Annotated in this window: 19 protein-coding genes; 10 read left to right on the forward strand and 9 right to left on the reverse strand. The window is 72.3% G+C overall.

Features of this window, described 5'->3' with window-relative positions:
• The first annotated feature begins 6 nt into the window (after nucleotides 1-6).
• Together FVS66_RS25275 and FVS66_RS25280 are read left to right on the forward strand one after the other, a co-directional pair.
• Nucleotides 7-363: a hypothetical protein gene (locus FVS66_RS25275; RefSeq protein ID WP_149183511.1), complete on the forward strand. Its 357-nt coding sequence runs from the start codon at nucleotides 7-9 to the stop codon at nucleotides 361-363.
• Nucleotides 360-635, forward strand: a complete 276-nt coding sequence (locus FVS66_RS25280) for a DUF4031 domain-containing protein (RefSeq protein WP_149183512.1) — start codon at nucleotides 360-362, stop codon at nucleotides 633-635. Before FVS66_RS25275 ends, FVS66_RS25280 begins: the two co-directional genes overlap by 4 nt.
• Nucleotides 636-756: 121 nt before the next feature.
• Here FVS66_RS25280 and FVS66_RS25285 read toward each other — a convergent pair whose 3' ends face one another.
• A complete protein-coding gene (locus tag FVS66_RS25285; RefSeq protein WP_149183513.1) occupies nucleotides 757-1,425 on the reverse strand; it encodes a hypothetical protein in 669 nt (222 codons plus the stop codon).
• Between the two features lie 96 nt (nucleotides 1,426-1,521).
• Nucleotides 1,522-3,834 carry a heavy metal translocating P-type ATPase gene (locus FVS66_RS25290; RefSeq protein ID WP_149183514.1) on the reverse strand — a complete coding sequence of 771 codons (2,313 nt, stop codon included), beginning with the start codon at nucleotides 3,832-3,834 and terminating at the stop codon, nucleotides 1,522-1,524.
• A 138-nt stretch (nucleotides 3,835-3,972) separates the two neighbouring features.
• Between FVS66_RS25290 and FVS66_RS25295 the strand changes: the two genes are divergently transcribed.
• Both FVS66_RS25295 and FVS66_RS25300 read left to right on the forward strand, forming a co-directional pair.
• Entirely contained in the window at nucleotides 3,973-4,668 is a 696-nt protein-coding gene (locus tag FVS66_RS25295; protein WP_149183515.1) for a copper homeostasis protein CutC, read from the forward strand.
• Nucleotides 4,669-4,710: 42 nt separating this feature from the next.
• On the forward strand, nucleotides 4,711-5,370 hold the full coding sequence (locus FVS66_RS25300; protein ID WP_149183516.1) for a class I SAM-dependent methyltransferase: 660 nt from the start codon (nucleotides 4,711-4,713) through the stop codon (nucleotides 5,368-5,370).
• Between the two features lie 84 nt (nucleotides 5,371-5,454).
• Here the strand turns inward: FVS66_RS25300 and FVS66_RS25305 are convergent, their stop codons facing one another.
• Nucleotides 5,455-5,685 (reverse strand): hypothetical protein, encoded by a 231-nt coding sequence (locus FVS66_RS25305; protein WP_399226266.1) that lies wholly within the window; start codon nucleotides 5,683-5,685, stop codon nucleotides 5,455-5,457.
• A gap of 325 nt (nucleotides 5,686-6,010) precedes the next feature.
• Between FVS66_RS25305 and FVS66_RS25315 the strand changes: the two genes are divergently transcribed.
• From FVS66_RS25315 to FVS66_RS35215, 5 genes are all read left to right on the forward strand, one after another.
• The gene (locus FVS66_RS25315) at nucleotides 6,011-6,556 is read left to right on the forward strand and encodes a UTRA domain-containing protein (RefSeq protein WP_149183518.1); all 546 of its coding nucleotides are present in this window, start codon (nucleotides 6,011-6,013) and stop codon (nucleotides 6,554-6,556) included.
• The gene (locus FVS66_RS25320) at nucleotides 6,553-7,338 is read left to right on the forward strand and encodes a GntR family transcriptional regulator (RefSeq protein ID WP_149183519.1); all 786 of its coding nucleotides are present in this window, start codon (nucleotides 6,553-6,555) and stop codon (nucleotides 7,336-7,338) included. The genes FVS66_RS25315 and FVS66_RS25320 overlap by 4 nt, the downstream gene beginning before the upstream one ends.
• Before the next feature lie 205 nt (nucleotides 7,339-7,543).
• On the forward strand, nucleotides 7,544-7,876 hold the full coding sequence (locus FVS66_RS25325; protein WP_149183520.1) for a hypothetical protein: 333 nt from the start codon (nucleotides 7,544-7,546) through the stop codon (nucleotides 7,874-7,876).
• A gap of 256 nt (nucleotides 7,877-8,132) precedes the next feature.
• Entirely contained in the window at nucleotides 8,133-8,777 is a 645-nt protein-coding gene (locus tag FVS66_RS25330; protein ID WP_149183521.1) for a hypothetical protein, read from the forward strand.
• Nucleotides 8,778-9,104: 327 nt separating this feature from the next.
• The gene (locus tag FVS66_RS35215; protein ID WP_187645690.1) at nucleotides 9,105-9,251 is read left to right on the forward strand and encodes a hypothetical protein; all 147 of its coding nucleotides are present in this window, start codon (nucleotides 9,105-9,107) and stop codon (nucleotides 9,249-9,251) included.
• Nucleotides 9,252-9,409: 158 nt separating this feature from the next.
• Here FVS66_RS35215 and FVS66_RS25335 read toward each other — a convergent pair whose 3' ends face one another.
• Nucleotides 9,410-11,476, reverse strand: a complete 2,067-nt coding sequence (locus FVS66_RS25335; RefSeq protein ID WP_149183522.1) for a UvrD-helicase domain-containing protein — start codon at nucleotides 11,474-11,476, stop codon at nucleotides 9,410-9,412.
• Nucleotides 11,477-11,806: 330 nt separating this feature from the next.
• Here FVS66_RS25335 and FVS66_RS25340 point away from each other — a divergent pair, with 330 nt between their 5' ends.
• Nucleotides 11,807-12,016: a hypothetical protein gene (locus tag FVS66_RS25340; protein ID WP_149183523.1), complete on the forward strand. Its 210-nt coding sequence runs from the start codon at nucleotides 11,807-11,809 to the stop codon at nucleotides 12,014-12,016.
• Nucleotides 12,017-12,100: 84 nt separating this feature from the next.
• Here FVS66_RS25340 and FVS66_RS25345 read toward each other — a convergent pair whose 3' ends face one another.
• From FVS66_RS25345 to FVS66_RS25365, 5 genes are all read right to left on the reverse strand, one after another.
• The gene (locus FVS66_RS25345; RefSeq protein WP_149183524.1) at nucleotides 12,101-13,756 is read right to left on the reverse strand and encodes a DNA repair helicase XPB; all 1,656 of its coding nucleotides are present in this window, start codon (nucleotides 13,754-13,756) and stop codon (nucleotides 12,101-12,103) included.
• A gap of 248 nt (nucleotides 13,757-14,004) precedes the next feature.
• Complete coding sequence (gene sigJ, locus FVS66_RS25350; protein ID WP_262387191.1) at nucleotides 14,005-14,982, reverse strand: RNA polymerase sigma factor SigJ; 978 nt, start codon at nucleotides 14,980-14,982, stop codon at nucleotides 14,005-14,007.
• Between the two features lie 69 nt (nucleotides 14,983-15,051).
• A complete protein-coding gene (locus FVS66_RS25355; RefSeq protein WP_149183525.1) occupies nucleotides 15,052-15,798 on the reverse strand; it encodes an SDR family oxidoreductase in 747 nt (248 codons plus the stop codon).
• A gap of 57 nt (nucleotides 15,799-15,855) precedes the next feature.
• On the reverse strand, nucleotides 15,856-16,293 hold the full coding sequence (locus FVS66_RS25360) for a hypothetical protein (protein ID WP_149183526.1): 438 nt from the start codon (nucleotides 16,291-16,293) through the stop codon (nucleotides 15,856-15,858).
• Nucleotides 16,294-16,556: 263 nt separating this feature from the next.
• A partial coding sequence (locus tag FVS66_RS25365) for a helicase C-terminal domain-containing protein (RefSeq protein ID WP_149183527.1) occupies nucleotides 16,557-17,654 on the reverse strand: 1,098 nt, incomplete at its 5' end.

Here is a 17,654-nt window from a genome sequence, read left to right on the forward strand (position 1 = left end):
GGCTCCATGAACAAGCCGGACCCCCTGGAGCAGGCCCTGCACGCCGCTCGCGCACTGGTCCTCGCCGACCTCGTCGCGCGCGACGTGGCCGAGGCCGAGGTCGTGTCGCTGGTGGAGGACTCGGTGACGCACCGCCGCTGGTGGGTCGCGCAGTGGCCGGACGGCGCCCCGTACATCGCCGGGCTGGTCGCCCAGGACGTCCAGGACGCGCTGCTGGAGCGGTACGGCCGCTGGCCGATCTGCCCGGTCTGCGACTCCGGCGACCCGCACGCCCTGGAGGTCGAGCCGGAGCTGGGCGCGGATCCGCACTGGGTGTGCGGGCGGGCGGGTGTGGTGGTCGCCCCGGTGGGCGGCCTGCGGTGACGATCTACATCGACCCGCCCGACTGGCCCGGCCACGGCCGTATGTGGTCGCACATGATCAGCGACACGTCGTTCGAGGAACTGCACGCGGCCGCCGCCGAGATCGGCGCCCCGCCGTACGCCTTCGACGGCGACCACTACGACATCCCGTCCCACCGCTACGCGGACGCCGTGGCGGCCGGCGCGGTCGAGATCGGCTCCAAGGAACTCGTACGGCTCCTCACGGCCGCCGGGCTGCGCCGCCCGAAACGCCGTCCGGCGCCGTCCGCCTGAGCCCGACGCCGACGCCGACGCCGACGCCGACGGTAGCGGAAGCGGAAGCGGAAGCGGAAGCGGGGCCGGAGGCGTGCTCGTCGACGGGCGGCATGACAGGCGTGAACACCGCCGGCGCCGCCTACACTCCCAGGCTGCCCAGCTCGTCGGCCATATTGCGGCGGGCGGCCGCCTCCCAGCGCTCGGCGCCGTACGGTGTGCGGAACAGTCGTGGCAGGCCGAGGAGTTGGCGCAGTACGGCCGCCCGGCCGGCACGGAAGGCGTCGTCGGGCACGAACCCGCACTCCTCCCGTACGGCCGCGGTGTACGCCTCGTACTCCTCCGGCTCGGCGGCCAGGATCGCCAGGTCGGCGTCGCACAGCACCTCGCCGTTGCGGTCGCCGGCCGCGGGGTCGTGGCTGACGGTGAGCCGCACGAGCCGGGCGACCTCCGCCGTACGCGACGGGTCGATGTCCAGCTCGGGGAGCGCCCGTTCGGCGAGCCGTGCGCTGCGCTCCTCGTTGGTGGACCGGTCCGGGAGGTACACCGCGTCGTGGAACCAGGCGGCGAGCCGCACGGCGGCCAGGTCGTCGGCGTAATCGGCCAGTTCGTCGATACGGCGGAGGACGGCGAGTAGGTGGTCGGTGGTGTGGTACCGCCGCTGGGGTTCGGCCCAGCGGCGGAGGAGGTCGTCCGCGTACCTGTAGGGCGACGGCCCGCACGCGTCGGTGTCCCGCGCGAGGAGCACGGCGCCCGCCCAGCGGCGGGTCAGCTCGTCGTGGGCGGGGTGCGCGGGGAACTCGCGTGGCATGGGGCCATTGTGCCGCTCACGGGCCGGGGCACCGTCGCCGGTACCCCGGCACCCCGGTACCCCAGCCCCCGGCACCCGGCCCGCCACCCCAGCCCCCTACGCCACCGCCTTGAACCCCCGCAGCCGCAGGCTGTTGCCCACCACGAACACCGACGAGAACGCCATCGCCGCCCCCGCGATCATCGGGTTCAGGAACCCCGCCGCGGCCAGCGGCAACGCGGCCACGTTGTAGGCGAAGGCCCAGAACAGGTTGCCCTTGATCGTGGCGAGGGTGCGCCGCGAGAGCCGGATGGCGTCGGCGGCGGCGCGCAGGTCACCCCGTACGAGCGTCAGGTCGCTCGCCTCTATCGCGGCGTCGGTCCCGGTGCCCATCGCGAGCCCGAGGTCGGCCTGTGCGAGGGCCGCCGCGTCGTTGACCCCGTCGCCGACCATGGCGACACTGCGCCCCTCGCCCTGGAGGCGCTTGACGACGTGGACCTTGTCCTCGGGCATGACCTCGGCGATGACGTGCTCGGCGTCGATCCCGACCTCGGCGGCGACGGCCTCGGCGACGGCCTGGTTGTCGCCGGTGAGCAGGATCGGGGTGAGCCCGAGTGCGCGCAGCCGCCGGATGGCCTCGGCGCTGGTGTCCTTGACGGCGTCGGCGACTTCGAGGACCGCGCGTGCCTCGCCGTCCCAGGCGACGGCGATTGCGGTACGCCCGCCCGCCTCGGCGCCCTCCTTGGCGGCGGCGAGCACATCCGGCAGTTCGATGGCCCACTCCGTCAGCAGCTTCTCCCGCCCGACGAGCACCGCGTGCCCCTCGACGACCCCCTGGACGCCGAGCCCGGGCACGTTCGCGAAGTCCTCGGGTACGGGCAGCTCCCCCACTCCGGCGGTGGCGCCGGCCGCGACGGCCTGGGCGATCGGGTGCTCGGAGGCGTGCTCCAGGGCGCCCGCCAGGCGCAGTACCTCTGCCTCGTCGGTGGAGTCGGCGGCGTGCACGGCGAGCAGGGTCATACGCCCGGTGGTGACGGTGCCGGTCTTGTCGAGGACGACGGTGTCGGCCTTGCGGGTGGTCTCCAGGACCTCCGGGCCCTTGATGAGAATGCCGAGCTGGGCACCGCGCCCCGTACCGACCATGAGGGCGGTGGGTGTGGCGAGCCCGAGGGCGCACGGGCAGGCGATGATCAGGACGGCGACGGCGGCGGTGAACGCGGCGGTCAGTCCGGCACCCGTGCCGAGCCACACGCCGAGCGTGCCGAGCGCCAGGACGATGACGACCGGGACGAACACGGCCGAGATCCGGTCGGCGAGCCGCTGGGCCGCGGCCTTGCCGTTCTGGGCGTCCTCGACCAGCTTCGCCATCCGGGCCAGCTGGGTGTCGGCGCCGACGCGGGTGGCTTCGACCACGAGCCGTCCGCCCGCGTTGAGCGTGGCGCCGGTGACGGGGTCGCCGACGGTGACCTCGACGGGCACGGATTCGCCCGTCAGCATCGAGGCGTCGACGGCGGACGAGCCCTCGACGACGGTGCCGTCCGTGGCGATCTTCTCCCCGGGCCGTACGAGGAACCGGTCGCCGACCTGCAACTCGGCGGTCGGTACACGCACTTCGCGGCCCCCGCGCAGCACGGTGACCTCCTTGGCGCCGAGCTCCATCAGCGCTCTGAGCGCCGCGCCCGCCTTCCGCTTGGAGCGGGCCTCGAAGTACCGCCCGGCGAGTATGAAGGCGGTGACTCCGGCCGCGGCCTCCAGGTAGATGTTGGCGGCGCCGTCGGTGCGGGCGACGGTCAGCTCGAAGGGGTGGGTCATGCCGGGCATCCCGGCCGTACCGAAGAACAGCGCCCAGACGGACCACAGGAAGGCCGCGGACGTACCGACCGAGATGAGGGTGTCCATCGTCGCGGCGCCGTGCCGGAGGTTCGTCCAGGCGGCGCGGTGGAACGGCCAGCCGGCGTAGACGACGACGGGGGCGGCGAGGGTGAGCGAGAGCCACTGCCAGTACTGGAACTGGAGTGGCGGGACCATCGCCATGGCGATGACCGGGACGGAGAGCACGAGGGCGGTGAGGAGCCGCCGGCGCAGGTCGCCGAGCTCGTCGTCGCCGCGCTCGGCGCCGCCGCGCTCGGCGCCGAGCCCCGCCCCCTCCTCCCCCTCCGCCGCCGGGGCCGGGGCCGGGGCGGCGGCCGGGGGCGCGGGCTCCTCGGCGGTGTAGCCGGTGGCCTCGACGGTGGCGATGAGGTCCCGTACGGACACGTCGTCGCCCCGGTAGGTGACCTTGGCCTTCTCGGTGGCGTAGTTGACGGTGGCCTCGACGCCGTCCATACGGTTGAGCTTCTTCTCGATGCGCGCCGCGCACGAGGCGCAGGTCATGCCACCGATGGCGAGTTCGACCTCGGCGGTGCCGGATGCGGTCGTGGGGCCGCTCATCTCCACTCCTCCAATACCCTAGGGGGGTATAACCAGAGCCTCAGTGTATACCCCCTACCGGTAACCGGGGCAAGCCTGCCGCCCCCTCCACCCACTAGGATTGGACTAGACCTGTAGCCGCTGGAGGAATGAGGTCCGATGAGCAACCGTGCAGTCCTGGAGGTGATCGCCCTCGACGCCGAGGACGCGATCGCGGCCCAGGCCGGAGGAGCGGACCGCCTTGAGCTGGTCACCGACATGGCGGCGGACGGCCTGAGCCCGAGCCGGGAGACGTACGCCCGCGTTCGCGCCGCCGTGGACATCCCGCTGCGTGTGATGCTCCGCCTCACGGACGGTTTCGCGGCGGGCGACGTGGAGCCCCTCGTACGCGCCGCCCGGGACATGCGCTCCGAAGGAGCGACCGAGTTCGTGCTGGGCTTCCTGGACCCGGACGGCCGCCCGGACCTGGCGGCCCTGGAACGCCTGGCGGCGGAGCTGGACGGCTGCCGCTGGACGTTCCACCGCGCCATCGACCACGCGACGGACCGGGACGCGCTGCGCAGACAGCTGGCGGACTTCCCGGGCCTCGACACGTACCTGACGGCGGGCTCGGCGGCCGGGGTCGACGCGGGCGTCCCCGTCCTGACGGCGGAGGCCGCACGCCGGGGCACGCCCGGCTACGAGCCGCGGCTGCTGGTGGGCGGCGGCCTGCGCCTGGACCACGTCCCCGCCCTGCGCGCGGCGGGCATCGACGCCTTCCACATCGGCGGAGCGGCCCGCCCGGCCGGCTGGACGTCCCCGGTGGCGCGGGGCGCGGTACGGGCGTGGCGCAGAGCGCTGGACGAGGCGGCCTGAAACGGGCCTCGCCCGCCATGGGCGGGGCTAGGCTCCCCGCCCATGACCAGCGACAGCCACCCCGACGACGACACGTTCCTCCACCCGACCCGCGCCGGCTACGACGCCGTGGCGGCGGACTACGCGGAACACTTCCGCACCGAGTTCGCGGGCATGAAGCTGGGCCGCGCGATGCTCGGGGCGTTCGCCGAGTACGTACGCCCCGGGCTGCCGGTGGCCGACGTGGGCTGCGGGCCGGGCGGGGTGACGGCCCACCTGGCGGGCCTCGGGGTGGACACCTTCGGCATCGACCTCTCCCCCGGAATGCTGACCGTCGCCCGGCGCGAGCACCCGGACCTCCGCTTCGAGCGGGGCACGATGACGGCCCTTGACGTGCCGGACGGCACGCTCGGGGGCATGGTGGCCTGGTACTCCCTGATCCACGTCCCGCCGGAGCGGGTCCCGGCCGTACTGGCGGAGTTCCACCGCGTACTGACGCCGGGCGCCCCGCTCCTCCTGGCGTTCCAGCAGGGCGAAGGCGTACTGCACCTCGACGAGGCCCTGGGCCACGCGGTCTCCCTGGACTTCCACCGCTGGACGGTCACGCGCCTTGCGCCCCTCCTGGCAGCATCCGGCCTCCCACTCCACGCCCACCTCCTCCGCGACCCGGAACCGCACGAACGCACCCCGAGTGCGTACACCCTGTCCCTCAAGCCCGCGTAGAGCCTGCGGGAGCCGACCCACCCTTCCGGGCCCCCTCTCCGGCCGACGTACCGCCGGGGGCATGACGGGCGAGCGGGCAGTTCATCAAGGGCCGCTGCCGCCTGCCGGTTTCAGGGCCTCCGCCACCATCACGGCAGCGTCGCCGCGCAGCATCCCCACGTCGACGTACACGCGCCCGTTGTGTGTGACCACGGGACGGACGGCCCCGTACGCCACCTGCGGAACACCCAGCGCGGACAGCGCCTCCCGCAGCCCCTCCGCCGCCCCCTCCGCGCGGGCCCAGCACTCACGCCACTGCTCCAAGGACATCGGCACGTCAGTGCCCCTTCCCATGCGCGGCGATCTCCACATTGAGGTCGGTCACCGCCGAGAAGTCCCCGTGTTCGCGCGCCTCCGCGCGCTGCTTCGCCAGGGCGGCGCACACACCGCACCCTTCTGCCGGTCGCGGGGGTCTGAACGGAAGGCCCAGCTCAACGGGGCCGTACATCGTCGTCTGCGTACTGCGCATCACTGGCCTCCCGGCTTCGACTTGGAGCCGAGCGTACTGCTATTCGCGAATAGCAGCAAGATTTGCCGCCTGGCGCACGCCTAGAGTGAGACGCCTACGGTTACGGACAACCGGCGGTCACGGGAGGGAATCATGGGCGGTAAGGGCGACTGGGTCAGCACGTCGATGCCGTATCTCACCCCGCGCGCGAACGGGCAGGCCGATGCCTGGGCAGAGGAGACGGCCGCCCACGGCCGCAAGGGCACACAGCGCATCCTCTTCGCCGGGGAGGCCCCCGCGGGCGAGGAGGCCGCCGCGCTGCTCGGACTGCCGGCAGATGAGCCCGTGATCGTGCGCCGTCGCGTCATCGAACTCGAAGGTGAGCCGTGCGAGTTGACCGACACGTACTACCCGGTCGAGATCGCGCGCGGCACCGCTCTGGCCGGTACGGCGAAGATCCGCGGTGGTGCGGTCACCCTGCTCGCCGCGCTGGGGCACGTCGGGGTGCGGGTCCGCGAGGACGTGACCGCCCGCCTGGCGACGGATGAGGAGCGAGACATCCTCAGGACGGCCGCGGATCAGCCCGTGCTGCGTCTGGCGCGGGTGACCCTCGACACCGGGGACCGTCCCATCCAGGCGGATCTGATGACCATGCCCGCTCACCGGCAGAGGCTCCGTTACGAGATGAGGATCGGATGACCGTGCGCGACGCCGAGGCCGAGCCCCGCGACCCCCGCTCCCTCCACGAACGCATCGCCGCGGACCTGCGCGACGAGATCATGAGTGGCGATCTGGCGCCCGGCGCGAAGGTGCCGTCCACCGTGCGGCTCAAGGAGCGGTTCGAGGCCTCGAGTGCGACGATCCAGAAGGCCCTTCAGCTCCTCAAAGACGAGGGACTGGTCATCGGGCGCGCGGGTGCCGCCGTGACCGTACGGGAACACCGGCAGCGCACGATGCGGCCCGCTGCGTACATGGCCCCCGCCGGGAAGGGTGAACGGTTCCGCTGGCTGGCCGAAGCGGAGAGGGACGGCGGCCGGGCACGCAGCACGCTGCTGGAGGTCGCCGAAGCCGTACCGCCGGCAGACGTACGAGGGCTCCTCACCCTGAGGGACGATGAGACGGCTGTCCTGCGCCGCCAGATCCTCACGATCAACGACGAACCCGTCGAACTCGTGGCCTCGTACTACCCCGTGGACGTCGCCCGGAACACGGCCGTGGCGGAGAACCGCAAGATCCGGGGCGGCACTCCCACCCTCCTCGCGGCCCTCGGCTTCCCTCCTCGCCTGAGCGTCGACCGTGTCTCCGCCCGCATCCCCACACAGGAACAGGCAACAGCCCTCCGGCTCCCCGGCAACCTGCCGGTGCTCCGCACCCTGCGCGTCGTCTACACCGACGATGAACGTCCCATCGAGGCCACCGTCATGGTCAAGGCGGGCCACCTGTACGAGCTCCAGTACGACTTCACGCCGGAGCTTCAATGAGGATCACCACACCGATGATCAGGCCCAGCACGTCGACGGCGAGTCCCCGCTCCTGCCAGGCGTCTTTCCTCGTTTCCTCTTCAGGACAGCCCTATTGGGTCCCTGTCCGGGAACTTCGTGGCCCCTCAATGATGAGTACGGGGACCGACCGGCCCTGAGTACGCCCGCGCAGGCGAACCGGTGCCGGAGGCAGTTGGCTGTACCCATGCACGAGACAACTCCCGCCCTGACCAACGACCGTGACACCGAGCCCCCTGCAATCAACAAGGTGTCGGTGTGGACCACGGTTGCGACGGTGGCCCTGATCCCGGTGGCCGTCTTCCTCGGGGGGTGGGCTGGGATGGCCACGTTGGTTCGCCCTCAGACCGTGGCCGTCATCATGAACTGCTGGTGGGCGTCCTGGACGGTTACCCCTGTGCTTGTGGTGGCCTCCCGCCTGAGCCCGCGACACCCCGCCCTGGCCGGGGCCTGCCGCTGGGCGGGTTGGGTCGCGCCGTTCCCGCCGTCGGCCACGATCCTGCTGACCCTTGGCCTTTAGTCAATGCTCAGGTCCGCCAAGTGAACCGCACGGCCGGCTCGCGCACCCGGTCGCCGGGGCCTCCGGGCGCCCACGCGGTGACCGCCTCTCCGAACTCCTTCATGCCGGCCACGAGACGAGCCTTGCGCCCCGGCCGGCCACCGCGCCGCCGAGGCCGAACGCTGTGTGCTGGTAGGCGTGTTGTGCGAGCCTGGGTCGCGCCACGACAGCGCGCTTCGCGACGACTGAGGCAACGGAACGGAAAGGCACGGCTGCAATGACGCTCAACTTTCGCGATCGCCTTGGGCAGACGGCCCGGGAACGCCTGGACCGGGTGCGCTCGGCACCCGTACCGGGCGGCGACTGGGTGATGGAGGCGGTCGAGCGCGCGGGCGTACCCGACTCCCCGGCGACGGAGCCCTGGGAGATGTCCCTGGGCAGGTTGCTCGCCACGCACCCGCTGGTGCCGGACGCGTTGGCCGGTCCTCTGCAGTACCTGGACGGGCTCGGTGCGCTGCGACTGGGCCCGGAGTCGGTGGGGTTCGACGGGGACGACGTCCCGTGGGAGAGGGCCACGGAGATCCGTGCGGTGGGCGTCACGCGCGTGCTGACGAAGGTTGCGGTCGACGGAGCCCTGGAGGGCATCCGCCAGTCGCTGGCGGGCGTCCCGGGCCGTGGCTGGGTGATGGACCGCGTGAGCGAGGTGTTCACGAAGCTGGTGGCCGTCTGCCTGACGCGCGCAGAGGAGGCGGGTACGGTACAGGAGGTTCACGTGCCCGGCGAGATCGTGTTCCGGGGCCCGCTGGGCGTGCGGCGGACGAGTACGGCGAGCCTCTACCCGGCGCTGTTCCTCCTGGCCTCGCCGCCCACGGTGAAGAGCCTCGTGGCCACGGCCGAGAGCCATGGGGTGCGGGTGGTCTAGGTGTTCTGTCCCGGGAGGTTGTGGACGGTGACAGGGCTCACGGCTGCCCTCGCCGCTCTGGTGGTGACGGCGACGGCGTGTACGAGCACGGAGCCAAGCTCGCCGAGCCCGCCCACCGCGACGACGTCCCCGCCCCCGTCGGTGTCCCGGCCATTGGTTCTGTCGCCGCCTGAGATACGGCCCGGCCATCGGCAGATAGCGTCCGGAGGGCCTCGGCGGGGCGGTTGGGACCTTGGTGCGGTCCAACTCGCCAAGGGGACGTCGTGGGTCAACGTCAACTGCGTCTCGGATACGGGGACCGGCCGACTCACGCTGACGGTGGACACCGTGGGAGAGTTCACGGTGGACTGCCCCAGCACCGAAGTCCGCATCAACGTCAACCAGCTCAACCTGGCCGAGGGCCGCAAGGGTCGCTTCCATATCGAGACGTCTCAGGCCGTCCGGTGGACTGCAGACATCCAGGTTCCCGACTGACCCACAGAGGCCGCGCGGGCGCAGCGCACCATGCGAGCACCCGTGCGGCCGCAGTCGGGACGACGTGCTCGTGCGGGTCCCAGCCGCCGCGCGGGAGGCGGTCCGCGGCCACCAGGGCCGGCGGGACCAGCAGAGTCGCCGCCGCCTGACACACCCGGTCAGGCGGGAGCGGCCAACTGTCCGGGCAGCGGCGCCGCGTGGACGACCTTCAGGCCCGAGACCGCACGCGTCAGCGCCACGTACAGGCGGCGCAGGCCCGTGCGTTCGTCGGGTTCGCCGTCCACGACGGCGGCGGGCTCGTCCAGGACCACGTAGTCGTACTCAAGGCCCTTCGCCAGTGACGCCGGGACCAGGGTCAGGCGGGTGTCCGCGCTCGTCTCCTCGCCGGGGGCCAGGTACGTCAGGGCCGCACCGGTCAGCGCCGCCGCCAGTTCCGGGACGCGGGCGTCCGCCGCGATCAGGCCGATGGAGCCCTCCCGCTCCAGGGACGCCACGCACGCCGCGACCACCGCCGCGTTCCGGTCCGGCTCCGGCACCTCGCGGTTCCGGTCCGGCTCCGGCACCTCGCGGACCTCCAGCGAGCCCGGGTTCTCCCGGACCGACCGCACCTCGGCCAGGCCCGGCGCGATGTGCGGCAGCAGCCGGGACGCGTACGCGATCACGTCACGCGGCACGCGGAAGCCGGCCGTCAGCTCCTCCACCGCCGCGTCCCCCTTGCCCAGGTGCCGCAGCGCCTCCGCCCAGCTCCGCGTGGCCCACGGCGTCGTACCCTGCGCCAGGTCGCCCAGCACCGTCGCCGAGCCGGTGGAGCAGCGCCGCCCCACCGCCCGGTACTGCATCGGGGAGAGGTCCTGCGCCTCGTCCAGGACGACATGGCCCAGCGACTGCGTACGCGCCACCAGGTCCGCCGCCTCGTCCACCAGCACCGCGTCCGCCGCCGACCACTTCACCGACCTCACGCTCCTGGCCGGCTTCGTCCACAGGATCGTCTTCCGCTCGTCGTCCGTCAGGAGGCCCTCCGAGTGCTCCGCCAGGAAGTCCGCGTCAGACAGCAGGCGGAGTACGAGCCTCGCCGGGTCCACCGGGGGCCAGATCGCCTTCACCGCCGCCTTCACCGCCGCGTTCCGCGCCACCGCGTCCTGCACCCGGTCGTCCGGCGCCTCCCCCGCCGCCTCCATCCGCACCAGCACCGCGTGCGCGATGCGCTGCGGCAGGGCGTCGCGGGCGGCCCCGTACCGCATGTCACGCGCCCGCAACTCCCGCACGATCTCCTCCAGTTCGTACGCCGGAACGCGCCAGCGGCGCGAGCCCCGCACCACGACCACCGGCTCCGTCGGCAGCGTCACATGCGAGCGCACCGCCCGCCGCAGCACCTCCGCCATCCGGGCGTCGCCCTTCACGACGGCCGCCGCGGCCTCGTCGGTCCCCCGCACCTCCACTCGCGCCGCGACCAGGTCCTCGACCGTCGCCTGCCGGACCTCCAGCTCCCCCAGCGCGGGCAGCACCTGCTCGATGTACCGGAGGAAGGACTCGTTGGGCCCGATCACCAGCGTGCCCGTACGGGCCAGCCGCTCCCGGTGCGCGTACAGCAGATACGCCACCCGGTGCAGTCCCACGGCCGTCTTCCCGGTCCCGGGCCCACCCTGCACACACACCGTGCCGCCCAGGCCGCTGCGCACGATCTCGTCCTGCTCGGGCTGGATCGTCGCGACGATGTCCCGCATCGGACCGACGCGCGGGCGCTCGATCTCCGCCTGGAGCAGCATGCTGGTGCGCTCCTCCTCGGCCGGGTCGGTCAGGTGCTCGTCCTCGTACGCGGTGAGGTCGCCGCCCGTGTAGCCGAAACGGCGGCGCAGTCGCACGTCCCGCGGGTCCTTCTTCGACGCCCGGTAGAACGGCTGCGAGACCGGCGCACGCCAGTCGATCACCATGGGGTCGCCGTGCGCGTCGTGCACGTGCCGCCGCCCGATGTAGAAGCGCTGCCCCTCCTGCGCCCGCTCCAGGTAGTCCAGCCGGCCGAAGAACAGCGGGGTGTGCGCGAGATCCGCGAGCGCCTTGATCCGATCATCGATCTGCCGCTCCAGAACGACGGCGTTGACCCAGTTCGCCGTCACATCCCGGATGTCCAGGGCCTCCACGTCCTCCCGCATGGCCCGCAGGGCGGTCCGGGACGCGGCGAGGTGGGCGCGCTCACGGGCGAGGGGGTCCGGGTCGGTCTCGGACATGGCGGTGCCTCCGGCGGTATCAAGGTGATCAGGGTGATCAGGGTGATCAGGGTGACGTGGCCGTCCGGTTTCCGGCCGGAGGGCGGCGCTCCCGGGCGGGGGGAGGCGGGCGAGCGAGGGAGTCTAGTGAGGGACTCCGCCCGGAAGCGAATGTTTTTTACCGCTCCGGCCCGCGACGGGCGCGCGCCGGGCCCGCGACCGGCCCTCAACCGGCCCACGACCGGCTACGACCCGTAGGGGATGCCCTATGCCTGGAGTCGTACGTACGCGGGGCGCGGGTTCAGCCCGGGGAGCGACGCGATCCGCGGTCCGGAAATCCACCATGGAGACATGAGTTCAGCGACCTTCGCCCCCACCGCCCGTGTCCCCCACCCCCGCACCGCCCAGCCGGCCGGCGCCACCGCGCTCGACGGCACCGACCGGCCCGCCTTCCGCCTCGGCGACGCGTTCCGCGCCGTACGCGTCTTCGCCACGGCGGCCTTCGGCGTGGCCGTCCTCGGTGAGTACGACGCGCAGGCGGCGGGGGTCAAGCGCCGCTGAGCGGCGCGTGCGATCAGGCGCCCCCGATTCAGCGCCTCCGATTCACGCGCCCCGATTCACGCGCCCCGATTCAGGCGCCTCCGCTCAGGCAGGAGCCCCCGTCCCGCCGCTGAGGAGTTCGCTCGCGTCCATGATCCGATACGCGTACCCCTGCTCCGCCAGGAACCGCTGCCGGTGCGCCGCGAAGTCCTGGTCGATGGTGTCCCGGGCGACGACGGAGTAGAAGTGCGCCTGGTGGCCGTCCGCCTTGGGCCGCAGCACCCGCCCCAGCCGCTGCGCCTCCTCCTGACGTGACCCGAAGGTGCCGGACACCTGGATGGCGACGGTGGCCTCGGGCAGATCGATGGAGAAGTTGGCGACCTTGGAGACGACCAGCACACTGATCTCGCCGTTCCGGAACGCGTCGAAGAGCTTCTCGCGCTGGGCGTTGGACGTCTCGCCCTTGATCACCGGCGCGTCCAGATGCTCACCGAGCTCGTCGAGCTGGTCGATGTACTGCCCGATGACGAGGATCTGCTGCCCCGCGAACTTCCGCACCAGCGTCTCGGTGATCCGCCGCTTGGTGTCGGTGGTGGCACAGAACCGGTACTTCTCCTCGACCTCGGCCGTCGCGTAGGCGAGCCGCTCGGACTCGGTCAGATCGACCCGGACCTCGACACAGTCGGCGGGCGCGATGTACCCCTGCGCCTCGATCTCCTTCCAGGGCGCGTCGAACCGCTTCGGCCCGATGAGCGAGAACACATCGGACTCCCGCCCGTCCTCGCGTACGAGCGTCGCGGTCAGCCCGAGCCGCCGCCGCGCCTGGAGGTCGGCCGTGAACTTGAAGACCGGCGCCGGCAGCAGGTGCACCTCGTCGTAGACGATGAGGCCCCAGTCCCGGGAGTCGAAGAGTTCGAGGTGCGGGTAGACGCCCTTCCGCTTCGTCGTCAGCACCTGGTAGGTGGCGATGGTGACGGGCCGGATCTCCTTCTTCGTCCCGCTGTACTCGCCGATCTCGTCCTCGGTGAGCGACGTGCGCTTGACCAGCTCGTGCTTCCACTGCCGGGCGGAGACGGTGTTGGTCACGAGGATCAGCGTCGTGGCCTTGGCCTTGGCCATGGCACCGGCGCCCACGAGGGTCTTGCCCGCCCCGCAGGGCAGCACCACGACACCCGAGCCGCCGTGCCAGAAGCCCTCGACGGCCTGCTTCTGGTACGGCCGCAGCGCCCAGCCCGACTCGTCGAGGTCGATCCGGTGCGCCTCCCCGTCGACGTACCCGGCGAGGTCCTCGGCCGGCCAGCCCAGCTTGAGCAGCGTCTGCTTGATCTGACCGCGCTCGGAGGGGTGCACGACGACCGTGTCCGGGTCGATGCGCTCGCCCACGAGCGGCTTGATCCGCTTCGACCGGAGCACCTCCTCCAGGACGGGCCGGTCGGTGCTGGTGAGAACGAGGCCGTGCGCGGGGTCCTTGCTGAGGGTGAGCCGCCCGTACCGCGCCATGGTCTCGGCGACGTCCACGAGCAGCGCATGCGGCACGGGGTACCGCGAGAACTCGACCAGCGCGTCCACCACCTGCTCGGCGTCATGCCCGGCGGCCCGCGCGTTCCACAGGCCCAGCGGGGTCACCCGGTAGGTGTGGATGTGCTCGGGTGCCCGCTCCAGCTCGGCGAAGGGGGCGATGGCCCGCCGACAGGCGTCGGCCTGCTCGTGGTCGACTTCGAGCAGGAGTGTCTTGTCGCTCTGGACGATCAGGCAGGACACACATACCTCCGCAGATAGGGTCGTCGGCGTGACGGAGACCACACCTGCCACGGGCCGGGGCGATGCCCCGTGCCCCGGCGGCGGAAAGGTCAGTCAGCGAGCGCGCCGGGGATGCGCAGCGCCATCCATGTTCGTCCCACACGAAATAAGAAAGTGTACTTCGCCGAAACGCCTGCATGCATGGAGTGACAGATAACCCGCGTTCCGTAGCGAGCCCTCCACGCGGATCGGGCTGTCGACTCCGGTCATCACCCGGTGGTGGATGCCTCCTTGGCGGTGAGGTCACCGTTCCAGGTGTGCAGCTTGTCGGGGTTCACCGTCATCCAGAGGCTGGTGATCAGACCGCCCGCCACGTCGATCGCGATGACGGCGATGGTCGTGCCGCTCTCGGCGCGCACGGCAAGGCCGGGCCGGCCGTTGACCGTCTCCTCGGAGAACGCCAGGCCGGGGTCCTTGCGCAGCAGCCCCGACACCAGCCTGGCGACCTTGTCCCTGCCGGTGACCGGGCGGAGGGCCGCGCGCACCTTGCCGCCGCCGTCGGAGTGCGACTGTGCCATGGGGTCGAGCAGCGTGACGAGCGTGTCGAAGTCACCGGTCTCACACGCCTCGCGGAAGGCGGAGACGACACGGCGGTGCCGGTCGACCGGGTCCGTATCCGGGCGTGCGGCACGCAGGCGCCGCCGGGCCGATGAGGCGAGCTGGCGGCAGGCGGCCGGGGTGCGCCCGACCGTGTCGGCGATGTCGTCGAAGGGCATGCCGAACACGTCGTGCAGGACGAAGGCGACACGCTCGGCGGGCGTCATCGTCTCCAGTACGACGAGCAGGCCCATGCTGATCGACTCGTCCAGCGTCACGCGGTCGACGGGGTCCTGCGAGCCGCCGTGGCTCCCGCCGGTGCTGCTCCATACGGAACTGTCCCGTACCGGCTCGGGGAGCCACTCGCCGACGTAGCGTTCCCGGCGGGCCCGCGCCGAGGTGAGCTGGTCCAGGCAGATCCGCCCGGCCACCCGGGTCAGCCAGGCGAGCGGCGAGCGGACGGCCTGCTGTTCGTCGTCGGGGAGGGAGTACCAGCGGGCGTACGTCTCCTGGACGGCGTCCTCCGCGTCCTGCAGGGTGCCGAGCATCCGATAGCAGAGATTGATCAGTGTGCGCCGTTCGGCGAACAGTGCCTGGAGCGTGGCGTCCCGGCCGGGGCCGCCGGGCACAGGGGTGTCGGGTGAGGTCACGGCTGTTCCTGGGGAGAGGGGGAGAGGCGGGAGAGGCGGGCCCGGATGGGTTGATCGGACATCGTGCCGTTACCCGACAGCTTCGTCGAGCCACTGGCCGAAGGTCTGCCTGCCGCGCGGCCCGGCCTCGGTCGGAAGCAGCGCTTCGCCCGTCATCGCCGCACCGGTGGCGCCGGGGAACTTGACCGGGATGAGCAACCGGTGCCGTCCCTGGGCGCGCAGCAGGCGGCGCGCCATGTCGACGAGTTGTTCCTCCTTCGGGCCGGCGAGTTCCGGCGCCCTCTCCTGTGCGGGGCCGGTCGCCAGCTCGACCAGCCGGTGGGCCACTTCGCGGGCGGCGACGGGCTGACAGCGCATCCGGGGCACGAGCGCGAGAGGCCCGGGTACCTGGCTGAGGATCTGCTGGGCGAACTCGTGGAACTGCGTGGCACGCAGCACGGTCCAGGGGATCCGGCCCTCCTGGAGGAGCTGTTCCTGGCGGAGCTTGGCCTGGTAATAGCCGTAGCCCGGAACACGGTCGACGCCCACGATGGACAGGGTCACGTGGTGCCCGACGCCGGCCTTCTCCTCGGCGGCCAGCAGGTTGCGCCCGGCGGTCTCGAAGAACGCGGTGGCGACCTTCTCCCTGAGGCTCATCACGTTGGTCACGTCGATGACCGTGTCCACCCCGGCGAGGGCCGCGTCCAGGCCCGAGCCGGTGAGGAGATCCACGCCATGGCTCCGGGCCACGGTCACGGGTGTGTGTCCCGCGGCGGTGACGGCGTCGACCACATGGCGTCCGACAATTCCTGTTCCGCCTGCGATTGCGATGCGCATGATGTCCGTTCCTCGAATTCTCGGAGTCCGCCTGCTCGGTGTGCGGTCTGCGGTGGTTCAGTCGTCGATGCGGGAGGGCTGCCGGGGTGCGGCCCGTACGGGGATCAGCAGTGCTGCCGAGATCAGCATCAGAGCCCCGAGGCCGACCACGTTCAGGACCTTGTCCGTCGTGCCGTACACGTGCAGGTGCTGCATGTGGTAGACGAGGTGCAAGGCGTTGAAGACCAGCCACGCAGCGCCCGTCGTCCGCACGAGACGGTTGCTGTTCGCCCTGCGCAGAGCGGCGGCGGACAGGAGCGCCAGCGCCAGGTACAGGGCTCCCGTGTCCTTGGCAAGGTGCTCGTTGTACGGGCCCAGCGGGGGCAGCCACGTACGGCCGAAGCCCGGGAAGCCGTCGTACCACTTCTCGGGGAGGAAATAGGCCCAGACACCCACGTACAGGCCCGTCACGACGAGCGCGACAAGAGCGGCCGACCTCAGCGGTTTCACCTTCATGCCTTCATGACGACGCAGCTCCCGCCTGTGTGAGGCACCATGACACACGTCACACATGCGCGCGCGCTGAATGCGAGGCGCGCCGGCCGTTGCCGGGCAGGTGTTGACGCCGGCCTACGTGCCTTGGCGCTGACCGGCGTAGCCGGCAGCGCCTCTGTCGGATTGAGCGTCTTCCAAGCGGGACTGCCGCCGGTGCCACGGGCCGCGTCGTGCGGGCGGAGGGTGGCCACCGCCCGCACGACCGCCGCGGACGCCCTCAGCGATCAGTCCGCCTCGTCCGCCAGTTCCGCGACGCCCGTGATGCGGTGGAGGGGGTACGTGCGGACCTCGTCGGCCGTGTGGTCGTACGCGGTGACATAGCCGCCCTCGATGCGGACCGGGGCGATGACGCGCTGGGTGGCGGTGCCCTCGGCGTTGACGTAGCCGATCCAGATCGCCGAGTTGGTGAGGGCGGCGGCCTGGACGGTGGCGAGGGTCTCGGCGGCGGAGGTACGGGGCAGGGCGCCCACGGTGTGGGCGGCGGCGGGTTCCTTGCGGGTGACCGTGGAGGCCAGGTCGCCGGCGCGGATGGCGCGGACGGCGGCACCGAGCAGGGTGGCGTCCGGGACGGGCGGTCCTTCGGGTACGGGCTCGGGGGCCGTACGGGGCGGGGTGCGGTACGCGTCGGCGCGGGTGATCAGGACGTCGCCCTCGGCGGACTCGGCGGCCGGGGCGAACCCCATGGAGCGCAGGCCCTCCAGGAGGGCCGCCGGATCGGTCCGGGAGGCCAGCACGGTGGGGGCGAGGCGGCGCAGGCCAAGGGGCGCGGACCGCTTGTCGGCCAGGATCTCGCCCAGCACGGTGTCGTCGTCGCAGCGTACGTACGAGGAGGCGGCGCCGACGCGGAGGTGGCCGTGCCTGCGGGCGACGTCGTCGATCAGGTACGCGAGCGGCTGCGGCACGGGTGTGCGGGAGTGTTCCGTCAGGAAGGCGTGCAGTTCGACGGCGGTCCGCCCGGCGTCGAGGGCGCGGCGTACGGAGGCGGGCGTGAAGCGGTAGACGGTCGCGCCGCCCTTCGACTCGACGTCCGCGAGTACGGCCAGCGTCTCCGCGAGCGAACGGCGGAGGGGGCCCGGGGCCACGGCGGTGAGGTCGGCCTGGAGGAGGACGTGGTCCACCGGCTGTGGAAGGAGCGGGGCGAGCAGCGCGGCTGCTGCCTCGGGGCCGGAGACGGAGGCGGGCACGGGGCCGGAGGCGGGCACGGGGCGGGACGCCGTCTCAGCGCCGGACGCGGGCTCAGCGCCCGACGCGGGCTCCAGGCCCGACGCCCCCTCGGGGCCCGACGGGGCCGGCGCACCGGTGGCCGCCGCGGCGACCGCCCG

Origin of the sequence: Streptomyces sp. TRM49041 (assembly GCF_008271805.1) — a bacterium.
Classification (GTDB): domain Bacteria; phylum Actinomycetota; class Actinomycetes; order Streptomycetales; family Streptomycetaceae; genus Streptomyces.